The organism is Streptomyces sp. NPDC058632, assembly GCF_042717095.1.
GTDB lineage: Bacteria > Actinomycetota > Actinomycetes > Streptomycetales > Streptomycetaceae > Streptomyces.
Genome location: NZ_JBHXQZ010000009.1, coordinates 93,435 through 111,349, shown reverse-complemented (window position 1 = coordinate 111,349; position 17,915 = coordinate 93,435). Strand labels below are relative to the sequence as shown.

Genomic DNA, 17,915 nt, shown 5'->3' with positions numbered 1-17,915 from the left:
ACCCCCCCCCGCCGCCCCGGCCCCCGCACCGGCCCCCCCCCCGCCCGCAACCCCCCCGGGCCCGTCTCGTGCTGAGCCTGTCACCGTCACTTCGGACAGGGGCCCTCCGACCCGGTCTTCCCGAGCCCGTCCAGGACGTGGCCCCTCCGGTGCTCCCGCTGCCACCGCCCTTCTCCGCAAGCCGCGCCGCGGCCGCATTGTCACCCGCCCCTGACGGTGCCGCAGCCTGCCCACGACGGCACCGACAACCAACATCTGTCACAGTTCCCGCCGCCGTGCTCCACGGGGCGGCCATGTCGTGCCCCGGAGCCTGCTCCCGATGCCGTCCTGATCGTGACACGCGTACCTGCCGGACGCGTCGGAGCGGGTTCGACGGAAAGGGTCGCACGGCATCGATGACATCCGGGGACCGCCGGGACGCGGCGGGCGCACTCGCGGCCGGTCTTCGGACGACCGGTGGCGGTGCCGGACGGTGCCGGGACCGCCACCGGGGGAGGGCTGTGACAGAGGCCTGGGCGCCGCGGCCTCGGGCGCGGCAGGTCAGATCCGGTCCCGTCCCAGATCCGTGACCGAGGTTCCCCCGCTGTGCGGGAGTGGCTGACCAACTGGTCGGAGCGGGTTGACGTGGTTTCAGGTTCACGTGTTCGGTCGCTGCCTGATCTGCTGTCACCCTTCCCCGCGTCTCGGGGGAACCCCAATGGGAGACGCGCGCGACGGCCGCGAAGCGGCTGACCATGGCGTGGGCCCGCGGGCTGGTCACCGCCCTGGTCGGTCACCCTTGGGAGGTGTTTCGACCCGCGCCTTTCGACTTCGTTCTTCCTTATGAGCGCTGGGGGAAGTCCGCGCTGCGCGAGGCCGCTTCGAAGGCGCGCAGTTCTGCCGCCATGTCCGTCAGCTTCTCCTGGACGGCCGCGTAGCCGTCGGCGCCCAGGACGATACGGCGGGGCGGGGTGGTGCTGTTCATGGCGTCCACGACAGCGCGCACTCCTCGGTGGGGGTCACCGGGCTGCTCACCGTTCTGTTTGATCATGGAGGAGCGGACGGAACGGATCAAGGGCAGGTAGGCGTCGACCGTCTCGCTCACGGCTTCGTCGGCGAACGACGCGTAGGCGTGTGTGCGAAAGGCACCTGGCTCCACGGCCAGGACCTTGATGCCGAACGGGGCTACTTCGTGACGTAGTGCGTCGGTGAGCCCTTCGACGGCGTATTTGGCGGCGCTGTAGTAGCCGAAGCCCGGCACGCTGCGCAGTCCGGCGACGGAGGACATGTTGACGATCCATCCGTTACCGCGCTTCCGCATGCCAGGCAGGACGGCGCGGAGCATCTGCGTGACGGAGAAGAAATTCAGCTCGAAGGAGGCCCTGGCCTCGCTGTCGGGCGTGCCCTCGACGGAGCCGTACCACCCCCGGCCGGCGTTGTTGACCAGGACGTCGATACGGCCGAAACGCTCTTCGGCGGCCCGGACGGCGTCGTGGACCTGCCGTGTGTCGGTGACGTCCAGGGCGTGGATGAGCACCCGGTCGCCGTGGCGGGGGGCCCAGTCGTCGAGCAGGTGGGGGCGGCGGGCGGTGAGGACGACGTTGTCGCCCAGCTCCAGGGCGGCGTCGGCGTAGGCCATGCCGAATCCGCCGGGGGTGCCGCCGGTGATGAACCAGGTCTTCATGCTGTTCGTGCTCCTGCCGGGAATCGGATGTGCAAGGGGTGGCGGGCGGCCGGTCAGGGGGTGATGCTGAGTTCGCCGATCAGTCCGTGGGTCAGGACGAAGTGGCAGCACAGGTCGACTTTCCCGCCGGGGAAGTTCCCTTCGAGGTGCTGGTGGACGGTGTACCGGTTGGGTGCGTCGCGTTCCGCACCGGTGAGCGTGGTCGTGTAGGTGTACTCGGTGTCGGTCTGCCCGAGCCATCGGGCGATGGCCTCGGCTCCCTCGTAGGTGTGTCCGTCGTCCGTAACAGTGGCGTGCGGTGCGAAGGCCGGTGCGGCAGCGGAGGCGTCCTTGGCGACGCGCCCCGTCAGGTAGCGCGTGATCGCTTCGGGCAGGTCGGTGGGGTCGATCGACGTCGGGTTCTGATTCACGGGTTCTTCCTCTGCGCCAGGGCAAGCAGTCACGGGATGCAGCTCTTGCACTGCCCGGCGTGCACACAACACCGCAGAACCCCTCCGACTGCTAAAATAGAAGGTACTGACTTCTATATTAGCAGTAACTTTTGGAGGGTGACATGTCGAGCCGCATACGGCTGGAGGACCGGGAGTGCCCGCTGTCGACGACGGTGCAGCACGTCGGCGAGTGGTGGACTCTGCTGATCCTGCATGACGCCTTCGATGGCTATACACGCTTCGACCAGTTCCAGCAGAATCTGAATATCTCCACCAGCATGCTCACCGCGCGGCTGAAGATGCTGGTCGCGGATGACCTGCTGGAACGGCGGCTCTACCAGGACAAGCCGGCCCGTTACGAGTACGTGCTCACCGAGCGGGGCCGATCCCTTCGGCCAGTGATCGTGGCCCTGGCCGCCTGGGGTAACCGGCACCTGACGCCGCAGGAGCGTTCCATGATCTTGGTGGACGCCGCCAGCGGCGAGGAGGTCGAGCCGGTCCTGGTCGACGCCCGTACAGGAAGGAACCTCGACGACAGTGAGGCGTTCGTCTTCGCCGCCGGTCCGGCCGCGAGCACCGCAATGCGCTCACGGTACACGGAACTGCGGAGCCAGCGGCCGGGCAGGGCCGACGCGCAGTAGGCGTGCCTGCTTTCGCCGCCACCGTCACGCGCAGCGACCCGGCTTCCCCTGGAAGGCTGCTGAAAATCTTGGTTGAGGGGCTGCTCGGCTCTGGGCCGGGCGGCCCCTTCGTGTGCGGTGGCCGGGGTGAGGTGCCGGCTGTCGTCGGCCCGGGCGAGTCCGAGGCCGGTCAGTCGGCGGAGGTTGAGTGCGGCGGCGCGGTGATGGAGCCAGATGTTGTTGGCGATGACGCCTCGGTGCGGAACCCGGCGGTTGCCTTTGGCAGCCGGCCGGGCGATGGCGCGTTCGACGGGTGGCCGCCATCTGCGGTATTCGTCCTGCCAGGCCGTATCGGTGGCCGCCTGGTGACGGGCGGCGGCCAGCAACTCGTGCCGGGGGTGGATGTTGAGGGTGCGTCCGGTCTTGGAGGTGGTGCAGCGTCCGCGCAGGGGGCAGTCGGCGCAGACGCGTTCGAACTGGGCGGTGCGGGCGCCGTCGGCTCTGACCTGTCCGAGGTCGGCGGCATGTCCGGCCGGGCAGGTCGCGGTGCCGGCGGCCGTGTCGGCCGGTGCGGCCCGTGCGGGAGCCGGTGACGAAGCGTCCGGGACCTCGACGCTCCCGCACGGGTGCGTCATGCCCGGTGTGCGATCCGCCGGACCTCGATCAGCGCGAGGCTTTCCGGATGAAGGGTCGGCGCCTGGACGCCGAGCACGGACAGGACGCGGCCCGGCAGTTCGACACCCTCCGGCGTCCACCAGGGAAGCGGGCTGGTGACCGGGCCCCGGAACTCGTTCCCCGGCGGCAGCGGGGTGACGGCGTAGTGCGCGTCCGGCGCCAGGCCGGGCAGGCGCACGCGGCCCGCCGGTACCTGCACGCTCGTCGCCGTCTGCACCACGGCGTAGACGGCACGGGACCGGTCGGGGGCCACGACGCCGTGCACCAGCAACGCGGGGTCGTGATGGTCGGCGTGGACGACCGTCCCGCCGTGCAGCAGCGGGCGGAGGCGCTTGTGGGCCTCGATCCAGTCGGCGAGCCGGCGGCGTTCCCCGGGTGTCGCCCGGGTGAGGTCCCACTCGATGCCCATGTGACCGAAGAACGCGGTGCCGGCGCGGAAGTCGAGACCGTGCGTGCGGCCCGTGGTGTGCGAGACGGGGGCGCCGACGTGCGCGCCCATCAGCTCCGGAGGCAGCAGCAGGCCCGTCCAGCACTGGATCTGCTGCCGTTCCAGGGCGTCGATGCAGTCGCTCGTCCACACCCGGTCGCTGCGTTCGAGGATGCCGAGGTCCACCCGGGCGCCGCCCGAGGAACAGGACTCGATCTCCAGTGCAGGGTGGCGTCGGCGCAGCTCGTCCATCAGCGCGTACACCGCCGTGGTCTGGGCGTGCACCCCGCCCACGCCGTACGGGCCGCTGCCCGCGTCGACGAGGTCACGGTTGTGATCCCACTTGAGGTAGTCGATGGCGTACTCGGTGACCAGGGCGTCCAGCCGGTCGAGCACGTACGCGCACGCCTCCGGGCGGCCCAGATCGAGCACCTGCTGGTGCCGGGCCTCCGGCGGCATGCGCCCGGCCGCGGACAGCATCCACTCCGGGTGGGCCCCGGCCACGTCCGAGTCCGGATTGATCATCTCCGGTTCGACCCAGAGGCCGAACTGCAGCCCCCGGGACCGGACGTGCTCGACCAGCGGGTGCAGCCCCTGCGGCCAGACCTCGGGGTCCACGTACCAGTCGCCCAGCCCGGCCCGGTCGTCGCGGCGTCCGCGGAACCAGCCGTCGTCGAGTACGAACCGCTCGGCGCCGACCTCCGCCGCCGCGTCCGCCAAGGCCGTGAGGGTGTCCAGGTCCTGCCGGAAGTAGACCGCCTCCCAGGTGTTGAGTGTGACGGGCCGCGGCGCGGCGGGGTGATGAGGGCGTTGTCGCAGGTGGGTGTGGAAGCGGGCCGCCATGTCGTCCAGGCCCTGGCCGTAGGAGCCGTACATCCACGGAGTCCCGTACGTGGCGCCGGGCCGCAGACGCACCTCACCCGGCAGGAGCAGCTCACCGCCGCCCAGGAGGGAGACGCCGGAGTTCGTCCGCTCGGCGAACGCGCGGTGGTTGCCGCTCCACGCCACGTGCAGACCCCACACCTCACCGCCGCGGAAGCCGAAACCCCGCTCACCCACGGTGTGGACGAGGGTCGCATCGACGCCGGTGCGGCCGCGACGGTTCTCCCGAAGGTGCGTGCCGAGGGTGAACCCGTGCCGCTGCGGAGAACGTTCCCGCAGGTGGCGGCCGGTCAGGTCGAGCACTTCGGCGGCGTGGGCCGGTACCGGCAGGGCGAGCTGCAGTGCCTCCAGCGTGTAGGGGCCCTCACCCCGGTTGGTGAGGAACGCACGATGGCGGACGAGACCGGAGGAGGTCAGCTCCAGCTCCCAGAGCAGGCCGAGCCGGGCCTGCTCGTCCGTGGCCTCGACCGTCAGCGAGCGGGGGGCCGTCAGCCGCAGCTCCCGGACGGTGAAGGCGCAGGAGAAGTCGGCGCCCTCGCGGTGGCCGGACAGCCCCGGTGTGCCCAGCCAGCCGGCCGACTGTTCGGGCAGCACGCTCACGGGGACCGGGACGTCGGGAACGCTGGTGCCCAGCTCGGCGATGCTCGCCGTGGCGAGGGAGGCGAGGTCGTCCGCGCCGCCCGAGGTGCCGTCCCCCAGGTCTCCGAGGTCGGCTCCCCAGTGCAGCACCCGGGGGAGGCGGGGCCCCGAGCAGTCGAGGACCAGGCTCGTGCCCCCCGCACGGAAATGGAGGAGAGGGGAAGAACGGTCGACGGTCACGTGCGTACGCTTTCGGTAGGTCCGGGATGGGGGTGGGCGGAGGAGGCCGCCCTCTGCGAAAGCCGGGCCGGCTCGACCACGGTCGGTTCACCGACGCCGCGTTCCAGCACCTCGCGGCAGACGTGGTCGTTGTCGTGGTCGCCGCCGTGGGCGGTCCCGCCGGGCCGGTCGGACAGGTGCTTGAGCGCGTCGTTCACGACTTCACCGCTCCCGCCGCGAGACCGGCCTTCCAGTAGCGCTGGAGCACCAGGAAGGTGATGACGATCGGGACGACCGAGACGAGCGACCCGGTGAGGCTGAGGATCTGCAGCGAGGGGTCGCGGCTGACCTGGGACTGCCAGGTGAACAGGCCCAGGGTGACCGGGTAGAGGCGGTCGTCCTGGAGCATCACCAGCGGCAGCAGGAAATTGTTCCAGATGACCACGAACTGGAACAGGAAGATCGTCACCATGGCGGGCGACATCAGCCGGAGCGCCATGGTGAAGAAGGTCCGCAGCTCTCCCGACCCGTCGATGCGGGCGGCCTCCAGGAGTTCGTCGGGCACGGAGGCGGCCGCGAAGATGCGCGAGAGGTAGACGCCGAACGGGCTGACGACGCTCGGCAGGAAGACCGCCCAGAAGGTGTTGGTGGCGCCCACCTCGGCGAAGAGCAGGAACAGCGGCAGCGCGAGCGCCGTGGCCGGGACCAGCACACCGCCGAGCACGACGGAGAACAGGAACTCCCGCCCGCGGAAACGGTACTTGGCCAAGGCGTAGCCGGCCATGGCGGACAGCAGCGTGCCGACGGCCGCACCCGCACCGGCGTAGAGGAGGCTGTTGAGCAGCCAGGGCAGATAGACCCCGTCCTGCTTGGCGAACAGTGCCCGCAGGTTGTCGGTCAGGTGGAAGTCGGAGAACCACAGGCCGAACGAGCCGACCAGGTCGCCCTGGCTCTTGGTGGCCGAGACGACCAGCCAGAACACCGGAAGCAGCATGTAGAGGGCGATCACGGCCAGGAAACCGGTGGCGACGGCCACCGAGAGGCGGCTCTCCCGCGGGCCGCGCGGTGTCCCGGAGGCCTGCGCGGGCGCGTGGGCGCCCGCGGTGTCGGTGAGGAGGCTCATGATTCGCCCTTTCGACCCGTGAGCTTGAGGAATCCGAACGACAGGACGAACGTGGCCAGGGCCAGCGTCACCGACATGGCGGCGGCCTCGCTGTAGTTGTCCGACGAGGCGAGCGAGTAGGCCGCCAGGTTGGGTGTGTAGGTGCTGGTGACGCTGGTGGAGATGGAGCGCAGCACCTGTGGTTCGGTGAACAGCTGCAGGGTCCCGATGATCGAGAAGACGCCCGTCAGGATGAGGGCCGGACGCAGGATGGGGACCTTGATGCGCCGGGCGATCGTCGCCTCGCCCGCTCCGTCCATGCGTGCCGCCTCGTAGACGTCGGACGGAACGGCCTGCAGCGCGGCGTAGATGATCAGCATGTTGTACCCGGTGTAGGTCCAGGTCACGATGTTGCCGATGGACCAGAGCATCATCGACGAGCCGAGGAAGTCCGGCGCGGACCCGGCCCTGTCGAGCAGATCCACGACGGGCGACAGGCGCGGGTCGTACAGGAAGGCCCACATGAGTGCGGCGATCACGCCGGGGATGCCGTACGGCACGAAGTAGGCGATGCGGAAGAAGCGCTTCAGGCGGGCCACCGTGGAGTCCAGCAGCAGCGCGAGCACCAGGGCCAGCAGCAGCATCACCGGGATCTGCACCAGGCCGAAGAGCAGCACCCGGCCGACGCTGCCGAGGAACTCGGCGTCGCCGAACACTTCCCCGTACTGGTCGAGACCGGCGAACACGGTCGTCCTGCGGCCGAAGGTGCCGCCGGTCCGTTCCGTCCTGAGCAGGCTCTGGTAGAAGGCGTAGCCGACCGGCACCAGGGTGAACAGCACGAACGGTATGAAGAACGGCAGGAGAAAGAGGACGGGCGCCCAGTTCCGTCTGCGGCGCGGCGGAGCGGGAGCTGCGGTGTTCTTCGCCGGCGCCGCTGTCACGGCTGTCGAGTCTGTCCGGTCGACGGTCATGTCGTGGTCTCTTCCCAGGCTTCCTCGACGAGGGGGAGAGAACCGGCGGGTGCGGCCCGGTGCACCCGCCGGCCTCCGTGCGTCACTTACTTGGCGACCTCGAGGGACTGCTTCTCCAGGGAATCCACCGTCCTGGCGTCCGTCTGCGCGAGCGCGTCCCCGAGCGTTCCCTTGCCGCCCAGCGCTCCCGCGATGCCGTCGCCCATGAAGCGGTAGGTGTCCGTCATCGTCGGGCCGAAGGTCCAGTCCGTGGTGACGTTCTTGGAGGCGTCCGCGAAGACGTCGAAGACCTTCTGGCCGTCGTAGAAGTCCACCGGCTGCCGCAGGGCCTCCAGTTCGAGTCCCCCGGTGGCCGCGGGGTAGAGACCGCCCTCACGGTTGAGGATCTCCAGCGCCTTCGGGTCCGTGTTCAGCCACAGCGCGAACTTCGCCGCCTCGTGGGGGTGCTCGCTCCTGCCGAGGACGGCCGTGGTCGAACCGCCCCAGTTGCCGGCCGTGTCGTCGCCCGCCGACCACTGCGGCATCGGCGCGACGCCCCACTTGCCGGAGGTCGCCTCGGCGTTGTCACGGATGGTGCTGTAACCCCAGGCGGCGCTGACCCAGGTCGCCACCTCACCGTCGTTCCACGCCTTGTAGAGCGCCGGGGAGAAACCCTGCAGATCGGTCGCGACCAGCTTCTCGTCGATCATCCTCTGCCAGTAGTCCGCCACCTCGCCGGCGGCCGGGCTGTCGACGTCGACCTTCCACGCGTCGCCGTCCTGGGCGAACATGTTCGCGCCCCTCTGCCACAGCAGGCCGCTGAACCAGTTCGGGTCCGTCTGCGAGAAGTGCGTCATGTACGCCTTCGGGTCGGCCTTCTTCAGCTTCTTGGCCGCCTCGTAGTACTCCTCCCAGGTCTCCGGGACGGATATGCCGTGCTTCTCGAACAGGTCCTTGCGGTAGAAGAGGGCCATCGGGCCCGTGTCCTGCGGCACCGCCCAGACCCCGTCCTCGCCGCCGGCTCCGAAGGTCACCTGCGACCAGGTCCACCCGACGAAGCCGTCCTCGGCCTCCTTGACGCCCGCGCACGCGGCGATGTCGGTGAGGCCCTCCTGGAGGCGGAAGCTCGCCAGCGAGTCGTACTCGATCTGGCCGAGGTCGGGGGCGTTGCCCGCCTTCAGGGCGTTGGACATGTTCTGGTACGTGCCCGCGTTGCCGTTCGGGGTCGACTTGACGGACACCTGGATGTCCGGGTTCCGGCGGTTCCACTCGGCGACCGCCTTCTCGACGCCGGGGATCCAGGACCAGTACGTCAGCCCGACCTTGCCCTCGCTCTTCTCGCACGTGCCCCGACCGCCCGAGGCGCTGTCATCGGTGCCGGAGCCGCCGCATGCCGCCGTGGCGAGCAGCGGAAGGGCGGCAAGGGCCGCCAGGGTCCGGCGGAGCACGGGGCGTTGGGTCCGCAGCGACATGACGTCTCCTCAGGTGCATGCCGCCCTGCTCTGTGTCCCAGGGCGTCGGGGTGCGCACACATTGACTGTTAACGACTCGTGAAGTCAACACAGCCAATCGGGAAAAAACGGAACCAAACACAAACCGTTATCGACGTGGCGAGGCCACTGAACAATGGTCTCCACCTGCGGGAGTTGGCTTCGTCGATCATCGGACGAGATTGTCGAACGTTGTCAGAAAACGATTCAGTGAATGTGCGGGAGTGAATGATGCGGCCTGTGAGACGTTCCCCTTGGGCCCCTTGGGCCCCTTGGCGCCGCGAGCGCATTCCCGGCGCCCCCTCGGCGTGCCGCCGCCCGGAAGGGCTCGTTCAACCGGCTGAACGGGGAAGTCGCGCCGCGGAGCCCACCCCCGGATTCGCGGGGTGAACGCCCGGGAGCGTCGCCCCGCGTCGGGTGCGCCGGTGAGCTCGCGCATATGTGCTTCCGTACCGCTGGGCCTGTCGGCCACGGACACGCACTCCACCCTGCGCCCTGCACCCTGCGCCCTGCGCCCTGCGCCCTGCGCCCTGCGCGGCAAGTGGCGTGAACAGGGGTCCCGTCGTTCGCCGTACCCCCGGCCGGCGATGCCGACAGCGACGGCGAATCCGGACGGGGCCTGCTCCTCGTCCGGAAGGGCCGGAGCCCCTGGGGTTACCGAACCGCTCCGGATGTCCCTGCTTCCCGTACTCGGCCACACCGTTGGTCGCATCGTTGGGGCAGGGCGAGATTCACGGAACCGGCTTGACCCTCACGTCGCGTGAGGCTGGAGGGTGGGGTGCATGAGCGACTACTACCACGCGTTTGAGATGAGTCCCGTTCCCGATCCCGGCCCGGACGCGGTTCCGCCGGAGCCGTTCCGTGGCATCTACGGAATGCCCGCGTTCGTGACGATCCCCACGAGCGATCTGGCGGCCTCGGTGGACTTCTGGACTCGTGGGCTCGGGTTCTTCGAACTGTTCGGCATCCCCGGCAGGCTTGTGCATCTGCGCCGGTGGGCGTTCCAGGACGTACTCCTCGTCCCGGCGCCAAGCGTTCCGGAGCAGACCCCAGCGATGAGCCTCAGTTTCGCGTGCGTGCTCGGCCAGGTCGATTCCCTTGTCGAGGCCTGTCGTGCGTTGCGCCCGAACTCGGTCGACGGTCCACGGGACACTCCCTGGAACACCCGCGACGTGGCGGTGACCACCCCCGAGAACGCCCGGATCGTTTTCACCGCGGCGAAGCCCTTTGATCCGGCCAGTCAGGAGGCGCGGAACCTCGAAGCCATCGGGATCACCCCACCGGGCGTCGGCCGCGGCGACAATGAGGAGCATGCCTGATACCACTGACGCCGATGGCCTGACCGTCGGCCAGGTCTCAACACGTCTGGGCGTGACAGTCCGCGCGCTGCACCACTGGGACGAGATAGGTCTGGCGCGACCGTCGCTGCGCACGGCCGCCGGATACCGGCTCTACACCACTGGTGATCTGGAACGCCTGCACCGCATCGTCGTCTACCGTGAGCTCGGTCTCGGCCTGGACAGGATCCGGGCCGTCCTGGACGACTCGACCGCAGACGTGCCCGGCGCATTGCGCGCGCAGCGCACCCAGGTCGCTGAACGGATCGACCGCCTCCAGCAGCTCGGCGCCGGACTGGATCGGATGATCGACGCCCACGAGCGCGGCCTGCTGCTGACCGTCGAGCAGCAGACCGCGATCTTCGGGCCCCGGTGGAACCCGGACTGGCCCGACCAAGCCCGCCGGCGCTACGGAGACACGACGCAATGGCTGCAGTACGCCGAACGCTCGGCCTCTCGCGGTCCGGAGGAATGGCAGGCCATCGCCGACGCCGTCGCCGGCCTCGACCGTGCCCTCGGGGACGCGATGGACGCCGGCGTCACACCGGGCAGCCCGGAAGCGAATCGACTCGTCGAGTGGCACCGCGAGGTTTTTTCTTCGTACTTTCCCCTCACCAGGCAGATGCAGGTCTGCCTCGGCCGCATGTATGAGGCCGATCCGGCATTCGCCGCCCACTACGACGGCATCCGCGCCGGCCTTGCCACGTGGTTCCGTCGAATCATCGACGCCGGCGCGCGCGCCCACAACATCGACCCCGACACCGCGACCTGGCAGTAGAGCGCGGCTCCGGAAGCCTGCACCCGTGGAGGCGTCCGACGTCCTCACGAACCCGGAGGTGTTCCCCTGACTCACGCAAACGCCCGCCTGCGAGGGGCCACGAAGTGTCCGAGCAGGCTGCTGTGAGTCAGGGGATGGGACCGGCGCCCCACGCGTTCCGGAGAGCTGTCCGCGCGTCCTTCCCCAGAACCACGTGCGTCGTCCCGCCCGGCAGGGTGGGAAGCTCTGCCCAGTGGGTCACGGTTTCAGCACTGGTGAGGCCGTAGGGCAGACGGACGACCCCGTCGGAGTCGACGAAGCAGTCTCTGTGCTCCGCCCCGTCCCCACTCCAGTGCAGAGTCGTGAAGTACATCGGCCTCACCAGCCGGAATTCCTCCCCCGACGCCGTATCGGGCCCAGTGACGCTGTCAGCCGGATACCGGCCCGTGATCGCCGCTGCCACCGGCGTACCGCTCCGAGGCAGTCTGTCGCGGGCGTCCACCCACGTCACCACGGTGTTCGGATTCGTCATCTCCACCCTCGCTCAGGCCCTCGGCACGTCGTCCTCTGCCCTGTGCCGACCCGTCGGCAAGGGCACTGCCCCGGCCTCGGCACCAGGCAAGACCGCTCGGCGTCCGCGAAGGTTGCTCGGGACGGAACGAGCACGGCACCGAGCGCTCCGCGACGACCTCCCTTCCCCTTCTCCGGACTCGGCTTGGCGTTTATCGCCTCCGGTCGAAACCGAGGACGGTGTCGGGATGTACAGCTTCCGGCACCACTTCGCCCCGAACGCGCTCGGGAACGGGATACCGATCACCGACGTAGCGGTATGGACGGGGCGCAAGTCCATCGAGGAGGCGTATCGCACCTACCGGCACCTGATGCCTGGGAGCATTACGAAGACGGTTCGCGTTCTGGACGCCGGTTTGTGGGAGCCGGCTTGGTCCGACGTTGAGGTCAGCAGGTGCTTCGTCTGCTGGTGGTACACGCCTTACGTGACGCTGACCCGCGGAAATGGCCTCTTGTGAAGCAGTTGGAGGGGTGCTGACCCGGGAATGGTCCGGATTCTTGGTCCAAGACCCCTGCGGGCCTCTGCCTGCTCGGTGATCGAGGCGGCGTGAAGGAACTGTCACAGGCGGCGGGCGGCCCACGCGGTGACGTCATTCGTGAATGTTTAGGTCACAACGAGAGACGAACGCCGCCGCTGAGGGAAACGAAGCCGCCCCGCCACCAGGGTACCTTTCGGGTAGGTGCGTATCCGCCAGAGGAGGGTCATGGACGTAACCGGCGCCCACACGGGAGATCCCGCTGTGCTCGGCCCCCAGAAGTGGTCCGGCGCCCTGCTTGGTGCAACGCTGGAGGACGTGCAGACGGCTGTCGTTGTCGTCGACGATGACGGATACATCGTCTGGGCCAACGGCGCGGCCCAAAGCGAACTGGGTCGCAGCTTCGAGGAATTCGTGGGGCAGGATTTCCATGACCTGCTGCACCGTGACAGTCATGGACACACCATGCCCCGCGTGCGCTGTCGGATGCGAAACGCGCTGCTCGCCGGGAGGACCGAGCGCGGCGACGCGGAGTGGTTCGCCCGGGGAGACGGCACGCTCGTCCGGTTGTCCTGGTTCGTCGCGCCCTGCTCCGCGGGGTCGGAAGGGGCGGGTGCGCTGGTGCTGCTGCACGGATCGGATCAGGGCGTATCGGACGAGGGTGTCAATGAGGTCCCGGCACCGCTGACGGAGCTGGACCGCCTGGCGCTGCTGGCGGAGACGACCACCCAGCTGACGTCCACCCTGGATGTGGACGAGGCCATGCGCCGGCTGGCGGCCCTGACGGTGCCCCGGCTTGCGGACTGGGCGGTGATCGATCTGCTCACGGAACGAGACGAGGTCCGGCGCGCCTTGGTGATCGAGCACAAGGACGGAGTCCTGGTCGAGCGGGAGGACCTGCAAGGGCCCATGCCCCCCGTGCCGGAGGAGTCCCCGATGCCCCTGTCGCGGGCTCTGCGCGGCGCCGCGTCCTCTCTTGCCGGTCCCGCCACCTATCAGGGCCCGCCCGATTCCGGAATCGCGGTCGAGCAGGGTCGCTTGTTCACCGAAACGGGCATGCAATCCGCTGTCATCGCGCCCATCAGAGGTCTGCGCGACGTGCTCGGAGCCCTGACCCTGGGACGCTCGACACGTGCCGACGCCTTCACCGCGGCCGATCTGCCGCTGCTGGAGGACGTCACCCGACGGGCCGGCCTGGCGCTGGACAACGCGCGTCTCTACCAGCGCCAGCGCAAGGTCGCCGAAACCATGCAGCGCCACCTGCTGCCCCAGCTCCCCACCGTGCCCGGGGTGGACATGACGGCGCGCTACGTACCCGCTCCGCACGCCTCCTCCGTCGGCGGTGACTGGTACGACGCCTTCGCCCTCACCGACAACTCCCACGCCTTGGCCATCGGCGACGTGGTCGGGCACGACCTCGACGCCGCAGCCGGCATGGCGCAGGTCCGCAACATGCTGCGCGCCTTCACGTGGTCCCAGCCCGAGGCCACGCCCAGCGCCGTCGTCACCGAGCTCGACAACGCGGTGAAGCACATAGCCGAGGTCCCCATGGCGACCATGATCCTGGCCACGCTCGCTCTCGGCGACGACGAGGCGTGGCGACTGTGCTGGACGAACGCAGGCCACCCTCCTCCGCTGCTGGTCAGCCACGACGGTCGTGCCCGCTACCTCACCGACGCCCACGGCATCCTGCTCGGGACCGGAATGATCCGGCCCCGCCCCGATGCCTGCACCGTCCTACCGCCCCGCACCATCGTTCTGTTCTACACCGACGGCCTGGTCGAGTCACCGCACCACTCCATCGACCACGGACTGGACCGGTTGCGTCGACACGCGGCCTCTCTCGCCCACCGCCCCCTGGATTCCTTCTGCGACCTGCTGCTGGAACAGGTCCGCCCCGACGACAACGACGACGACGTCGCCATGCTGGCGCTGCGCATGCCCGCTCGTGCATAGACAGTCAGCTCGTGGCGGGGGCAGAGGGGGACGGCCCGAGGGCTACTGCCACCGCCGGCTGCTGGACGCGATCCGCTACCTGTCGCGGGCGGGATCTCGTGGCGGGCGCTGCCCGCGTACTTCCCCGGCCGGGGCCGGGTCTACGCCTTCCTCCGCCGCCGGCGCGAGCACGGGCTGATCACAGAGTTCCACGACCGGCTGCGCGGGAAGGCCCGTGAACGCGAGGGACGCGAGGCCGAGCCCACGGCGGGGATCATCGACGCGCAGTCGGTGCGGGCCGCCGCGTCGGTGCCGGCCGCCTCACGCGGCTACGACGGCGGGAAGAGGGTGCCGGGCCGCGAACGGCACATCGTGACCGACACCCTCGGCATGCTCCTGGCCGTCTGCGTCACCGCCGCGAACATCGGCGGCCGGGACGCCGCGGCGGGCCTGCTGAGACGGCCACGCCGCCTGCACCGCGACATCACCTCCGTCTGGGCCGACGGCGGCCACACCGGCTCCCTCGTCGGATGGTGCCGGGACGAACTCTTCTCTGAACTACCGAGGGTGCCCCGTGCTCAGGTGAGGGGACGATCAGTCCTGAGAGGAGGGACCGGGAGGGGTTGCGAACTGCCAGGGTGTTAGTTTCCTTCCCGTGTTAAGACACCAGGACGACACCAGGGCGGCCTATGACGGGGTCGTCGACCTGTACGCGTCGATGTTCGCTAATCGGCTGGAGACGCAGCCATTCGCGCGGAACATGATCGGCACCTTCGCCGAGCTCGTGCGTGCTTCGGGGAACCTGCGGGCAGCCGACGCCGGGTGCGGCCCCGGTCATCTGACGGCCATGCTGCACGAGTTGGGGCTGGACGCCTTCGGACTCGACCTCTCCCCGGCGATGGTCGCCCACGCCCGGCGAGCCCATCCGGCGCTGCGATTCGACGAAGCGCGAATGGAAGCCCTGCCTGCCGAGGACGGCGCACTCGGCGGAGTGCTGGCCCACTACTCGATGATCCATACCCCACCTGGAGAATTGCCCGCGCTACTCGCCGAGCAGGTGCGTGTCCTGGCACCAGGGGGCCTGCTCCTGGTGTCCTTCTTCGGGACCGAGGGACCGGAGCCGGTCCGCTTCGACCACAAGGTGACGCCCGCCTATAGCTGGCCGGCGGACCAGTTCGCCGAGCTGCTCGCCGAGGCCGGACTCGTCACGTTCGCCCGGCTGCTCCACGACCCAGCGTCCGAGCGGGGCTTCCTCGACACCCATTTGCTGGCCCGCCGCCCGTAGGGCGTGGCTCGTGGCCTGGATCAGGGTGGTGTAGATCATCCGCGTGGATGAGGCTCGACTAACTTGAAGGTCCTCTTGCCGTACTGATTCGTGTCGCGATCTGGCTGAAGCGCGGCATGCCGAGATCGATCACTTGGCGTTGACGGACATGCTCTGCATCGAGCTGGGTGAGCTTCTCCTCTGCGCTGGCGAGGCTGACTTGGAGTCCTTCGATCTCACCGAGCCATCCCTCCTGTTCGGCTTCGGTGATTCGGGCGATCAGGTTGTCGCGAATCTCGACGAGGCGGTGTCTCTGAGCCGGATCCGCTCGGAGCATGGAGCATCGAATACAAGCATGTTCGTGGATGCATGGAGTGCCGAATGCGCGAGCGCAGATCCCGATGGACAGTTTGCGTCGCTCGAAATGCCCGAGGAAGGCGTCCCACTCCTCGTTGGTTGGGGTTCGGTACTCCTCGCTGGGACGCAGCGCTCGGCGCCGCGCGATGAACGCGCGATGCGCCTCGATCGCCTCGCTGGGGTAGATGGCGTTGTACCCCATGGTCGTGTTGATGTTGGTGTGCCCGGCGATGACCTGCGCGATGTGCGGGGGAAGGCCGCTGCGGATGGCGTCGGTGATGAAGATCCGCCGGAAGTCATGGGGCGAGAAATCCAAGGGCTGTCCGGCCGAGTCGGTGAGGTTCGTGGACGCCAGTACTTCTTGGAGCGCTTCGCGCAAGAACTTCGGGGAGAGGCGGGAGCTCTCGCCGCTGCGGCGCCACTGGAAGAGCAGTGGCATCTGCGGGTTCCAGGTCTTCTCAGCCATGTCATAGCTGGAGACGTAGGGGACGGCACCGGTGCGCGGGTCGCGAATACGGGCGATGATCGCGCTCAGTACGTCGGCGAGTTCTGGGCTGACCAGGATGACTCGTTCCTCGTCGGTTTTGGAGGGCGCGATCTGCAGGAGGGGGACGATCTCGCCGGTCGTGGGCAGCCTGTATTGGATCAGGCTGTGATGGCTGGCCTCCAGCATTTCCTCGATGCGGACCCCGGTGTGCTGAAGAAACTCGACCATTGCCCAGGCCCAGAACGCGCGGCTTTCCGCGAGGGCCAGGTCGATGCGCCGGCCGGTGGCCATGTTCACCGCCCAGGTCGTTCCGTCCTTCGCTGCTCGCGCGAAGGTATCGCCCGCGAAGGTGAAATGGTCGCCGGGTGGGGTGTCCATCAGCGCCTGGAGTCGGGCTTTGGCCTCGTTCAGGCATGATGAAGCCGCTCGGGCGACGGCAGGCAGAGCAGGAAGCCGTTCCCGCGTCCGGTGGTCCATCCGAGCTTTGCGCCGCTTGTTGTCCTTCACGACGGCAACATCCGCGTCCTTGATCGGACTCGGCACAGCCCAAGGCCCCCAGCGCGCCGGCTCGTCAATGGCCCACTGGCCAATGTCGAGATAGAACGCCCGCACAGAGATCATGATGCTGGCGACGTTGACGCGCGCGGTCACCACTTCACGCACTGTGCCGTCGGGCTGGCGGCGCCGTTCGATGCGGGTCCGGCATCTCTGCTTCCAGGCCGCGCTCACCTCGGGTGCCAGGTGGAGAGAGTCGATTCCCGGATGATGCTGTTCCAGGTCGCCCCAGAAGTTGCTGGCCAAGTGCCGGGACAAATTGTTCAGGGACGTGTAGTCGAGACCGGGCTGCCGCTCTTTGAGGTAGTCCACCAAAAGATCTCTGATGGGGCGGCAGCGGACGCCGAACCGGTCGATGAGCTGTTCCATCGATACCTGCCCGCTGGTGTTGGCCAGGTAGCGCAGCGAGCTGGGTGCTTCTGCAGGGAGGGTGCCCAACTCCCTCAGCCAGGCATAGAAGAGGGTGTAGCCGCGGGATTTGTCGTTCGCTGCTTTGAGCGCGGCGAGATACTCCACGGCGTCGCCGACGGTGATGTCGGCCAAGGTGCCGCCCTTGGCGGCAACGATCTTGACCAGCGCGTGCAGGGCATGGCGCCCGACGTTGGAGGACCACGTAGCAGGTTCGATCATCGCTTCAAGCTGGGAGAATCCTTCCGGGTCACGGGTAGGGATGAGCCCGATCCGCAGGCTGGTCATGTTGGCGGAGGTTCGCGAAAGCAGCCAGGGGAGGGCTGGCCTGATGACGTCTGCACAGATCAAACTCAGTAGCCCGCCGGACAAGGTCTGCCGTTGCGAGGGGCCCGCGGCGGTTCCGATCCAGCCGGGTGCCAACCGCGCCCAGTCGTTGCCAGGACGTGTGCTGGCGGGGCTGGCGTTCCACCGCTGCTGCCAGGTGGCCCCGGGGAAGGTGTCCAGCCACTGCAAGATTTGGCGAGCCCCGCGGATGCGGGCTCGGTGGTGCCTCACGTCCGCCGGCCGCAAGGGAGGCTGCTGCAGACGAGCCAGGATGTCGGCCTGCGTGCCTGCCGTGGCCGCCCAGTCGTCCTCGGCAGGTCTGGGCGGGAAGCGCAGGGCGACGGCCCTCAATGCTTCTCCGGCCAGGCTCAGGGACGTGGGAGGTGCGACATGCGTCGCGACGG

15 protein-coding genes and 1 pseudogene are annotated in these 17,915 nt (G+C 68.9%); 6 read left to right on the top strand and 10 right to left on the bottom strand.

Going from position 1 to position 17,915, the window contains the following annotated elements; all coding sequences use genetic code 11:
• Nucleotides 1–820: 820 nt before the first annotated feature.
• Both ACFWVE_RS06140 and ACFWVE_RS06135 read right to left on the bottom strand, forming a co-directional pair.
• Nucleotides 821–1,663, bottom strand: coding sequence for an SDR family NAD(P)-dependent oxidoreductase (locus ACFWVE_RS06140; RefSeq protein WP_384008709.1), 843 nt, complete (start codon nucleotides 1,661–1,663; stop codon nucleotides 821–823).
• Nucleotides 1,664–1,716: 53 nt separating this feature from the next.
• Entirely contained in the window at nucleotides 1,717–2,073 is a 357-nt protein-coding gene (locus ACFWVE_RS06135; protein ID WP_384008707.1) for a nuclear transport factor 2 family protein, read from the bottom strand.
• A gap of 143 nt (nucleotides 2,074–2,216) precedes the next feature.
• On the opposite strand from ACFWVE_RS06135, the gene ACFWVE_RS06130 reads away from it, so the two are divergent.
• The gene (locus ACFWVE_RS06130) at nucleotides 2,217–2,735 is read left to right on the top strand and encodes a winged helix-turn-helix transcriptional regulator (RefSeq protein WP_384008705.1); all 519 of its coding nucleotides are present in this window, start codon (nucleotides 2,217–2,219) and stop codon (nucleotides 2,733–2,735) included.
• A 182-nt stretch (nucleotides 2,736–2,917) separates the two neighbouring features.
• Here ACFWVE_RS06130 and ACFWVE_RS06125 read toward each other — a convergent pair.
• The 6 genes and pseudogenes from ACFWVE_RS06125 to ACFWVE_RS06100 form a co-directional block, all read right to left on the bottom strand.
• Nucleotides 2,918–3,349, bottom strand: a pseudogene (locus ACFWVE_RS06125) (transposase); the annotation flags it as partial.
• A complete protein-coding gene (locus ACFWVE_RS06120; protein ID WP_384008703.1) occupies nucleotides 3,346–5,517 on the bottom strand; it encodes an alpha-galactosidase in 2,172 nt (723 codons plus the stop codon). The pseudogene ACFWVE_RS06125 and the gene ACFWVE_RS06120, both read right to left, overlap by 4 nt.
• Nucleotides 5,514–5,714 carry a hypothetical protein gene (locus ACFWVE_RS06115; protein WP_384008702.1) on the bottom strand — a complete coding sequence of 67 codons (201 nt, stop codon included), beginning with the start codon at nucleotides 5,712–5,714 and terminating at the stop codon, nucleotides 5,514–5,516. The genes ACFWVE_RS06120 and ACFWVE_RS06115 overlap by 4 nt, the downstream gene beginning before the upstream one ends.
• Nucleotides 5,711–6,619 (bottom strand): carbohydrate ABC transporter permease, encoded by a 909-nt coding sequence (locus ACFWVE_RS06110; RefSeq protein ID WP_384008700.1) that lies wholly within the window; start codon nucleotides 6,617–6,619, stop codon nucleotides 5,711–5,713. Before ACFWVE_RS06110 ends, ACFWVE_RS06115 begins: the two co-directional genes overlap by 4 nt.
• Nucleotides 6,616–7,569 carry a carbohydrate ABC transporter permease gene (locus ACFWVE_RS06105; RefSeq protein ID WP_384008698.1) on the bottom strand — a complete coding sequence of 318 codons (954 nt, stop codon included), beginning with the start codon at nucleotides 7,567–7,569 and terminating at the stop codon, nucleotides 6,616–6,618. The genes ACFWVE_RS06110 and ACFWVE_RS06105 overlap by 4 nt, the downstream gene beginning before the upstream one ends.
• Nucleotides 7,570–7,655: 86 nt before the next feature.
• Nucleotides 7,656–9,020: an ABC transporter substrate-binding protein gene (locus ACFWVE_RS06100; protein WP_384008696.1), complete on the bottom strand. Its 1,365-nt coding sequence runs from the start codon at nucleotides 9,018–9,020 to the stop codon at nucleotides 7,656–7,658.
• 800 nt (nucleotides 9,021–9,820) lie between these two features.
• Here ACFWVE_RS06100 and ACFWVE_RS06095 point away from each other — a divergent pair.
• Together ACFWVE_RS06095 and ACFWVE_RS06090 are read left to right on the top strand one after the other, a co-directional pair.
• Nucleotides 9,821–10,357, top strand: coding sequence for a VOC family protein (locus tag ACFWVE_RS06095; RefSeq protein ID WP_384008695.1), 537 nt, complete (start codon nucleotides 9,821–9,823; stop codon nucleotides 10,355–10,357).
• Nucleotides 10,350–11,153: a MerR family transcriptional regulator gene (locus ACFWVE_RS06090; RefSeq protein ID WP_384008693.1), complete on the top strand. Its 804-nt coding sequence runs from the start codon at nucleotides 10,350–10,352 to the stop codon at nucleotides 11,151–11,153. Before ACFWVE_RS06095 ends, ACFWVE_RS06090 begins: the two co-directional genes overlap by 8 nt.
• A gap of 127 nt (nucleotides 11,154–11,280) precedes the next feature.
• Here the strand turns inward: ACFWVE_RS06090 and ACFWVE_RS06085 are convergent, their stop codons facing one another.
• Complete coding sequence (locus tag ACFWVE_RS06085; RefSeq protein ID WP_384008691.1) at nucleotides 11,281–11,664, bottom strand: AQJ64_40280 family protein; 384 nt, start codon at nucleotides 11,662–11,664, stop codon at nucleotides 11,281–11,283.
• Between the two features lie 742 nt (nucleotides 11,665–12,406).
• On the opposite strand from ACFWVE_RS06085, the gene ACFWVE_RS06080 reads away from it, so the two are divergent.
• The 3 genes from ACFWVE_RS06080 (at nucleotide 12,407) to ACFWVE_RS06070 (ending at nucleotide 15,398) form a co-directional block, all read left to right on the top strand.
• Entirely contained in the window at nucleotides 12,407–14,134 is a 1,728-nt protein-coding gene (locus ACFWVE_RS06080; protein ID WP_384008689.1) for a SpoIIE family protein phosphatase, read from the top strand.
• Nucleotides 14,135–14,404: 270 nt separating this feature from the next.
• Complete coding sequence (locus ACFWVE_RS06075; protein WP_384008687.1) at nucleotides 14,405–14,758, top strand: transposase; 354 nt, start codon at nucleotides 14,405–14,407, stop codon at nucleotides 14,756–14,758.
• A 10-nt stretch (nucleotides 14,759–14,768) separates the two neighbouring features.
• Nucleotides 14,769–15,398, top strand: a complete 630-nt coding sequence (locus tag ACFWVE_RS06070) for a class I SAM-dependent methyltransferase (protein ID WP_384008685.1) — start codon at nucleotides 14,769–14,771, stop codon at nucleotides 15,396–15,398.
• A gap of 58 nt (nucleotides 15,399–15,456) precedes the next feature.
• On the opposite strand, the gene ACFWVE_RS06065 is transcribed toward ACFWVE_RS06070, so the two are convergent.
• Nucleotides 15,457–17,472, bottom strand: a complete 2,016-nt coding sequence (locus ACFWVE_RS06065) for a tyrosine-type recombinase/integrase (RefSeq protein ID WP_384008683.1) — start codon at nucleotides 17,470–17,472, stop codon at nucleotides 15,457–15,459.
• Between the last annotated feature and the right edge of the window lie 443 nt (nucleotides 17,473–17,915).

Excerpts from the sequence above, each read along its gene's own strand:
- ACFWVE_RS06140 (WP_384008709.1), bottom strand. The coding sequence starts at position 1,663 with ATGAAGACCTGGTTCATCACCGGCGGCACCCCCGGCGGATTCGGCATG.
- ACFWVE_RS06130 (WP_384008705.1), top strand. The coding sequence starts at position 2,217 with ATGTCGAGCCGCATACGGCTGGAGGACCGGGAGTGCCCGCTGTCGACG.
- ACFWVE_RS06110 (WP_384008700.1), bottom strand. The coding sequence starts at position 6,619 with ATGAGCCTCCTCACCGACACCGCGGGCGCCCACGCGCCCGCGCAGGCC.
- ACFWVE_RS06105 (WP_384008698.1), bottom strand. The coding sequence starts at position 7,569 with ATGACCGTCGACCGGACAGACTCGACAGCCGTGACAGCGGCGCCGGCG.
- ACFWVE_RS06100 (WP_384008696.1), bottom strand. The coding sequence starts at position 9,020 with ATGTCGCTGCGGACCCAACGCCCCGTGCTCCGCCGGACCCTGGCGGCC.
- ACFWVE_RS06095 (WP_384008695.1), top strand. The coding sequence starts at position 9,821 with ATGAGCGACTACTACCACGCGTTTGAGATGAGTCCCGTTCCCGATCCC.
- ACFWVE_RS06090 (WP_384008693.1), top strand. The coding sequence starts at position 10,350 with ATGCCTGATACCACTGACGCCGATGGCCTGACCGTCGGCCAGGTCTCA.
- ACFWVE_RS06085 (WP_384008691.1), bottom strand. The coding sequence starts at position 11,664 with ATGACGAATCCGAACACCGTGGTGACGTGGGTGGACGCCCGCGACAGA.
- ACFWVE_RS06080 (WP_384008689.1), top strand. The coding sequence starts at position 12,407 with ATGGACGTAACCGGCGCCCACACGGGAGATCCCGCTGTGCTCGGCCCC.
- ACFWVE_RS06065 (WP_384008683.1), bottom strand. The coding sequence starts at position 17,472 with ATGACCAGCCTGCGGATCGGGCTCATCCCTACCCGTGACCCGGAAGGA.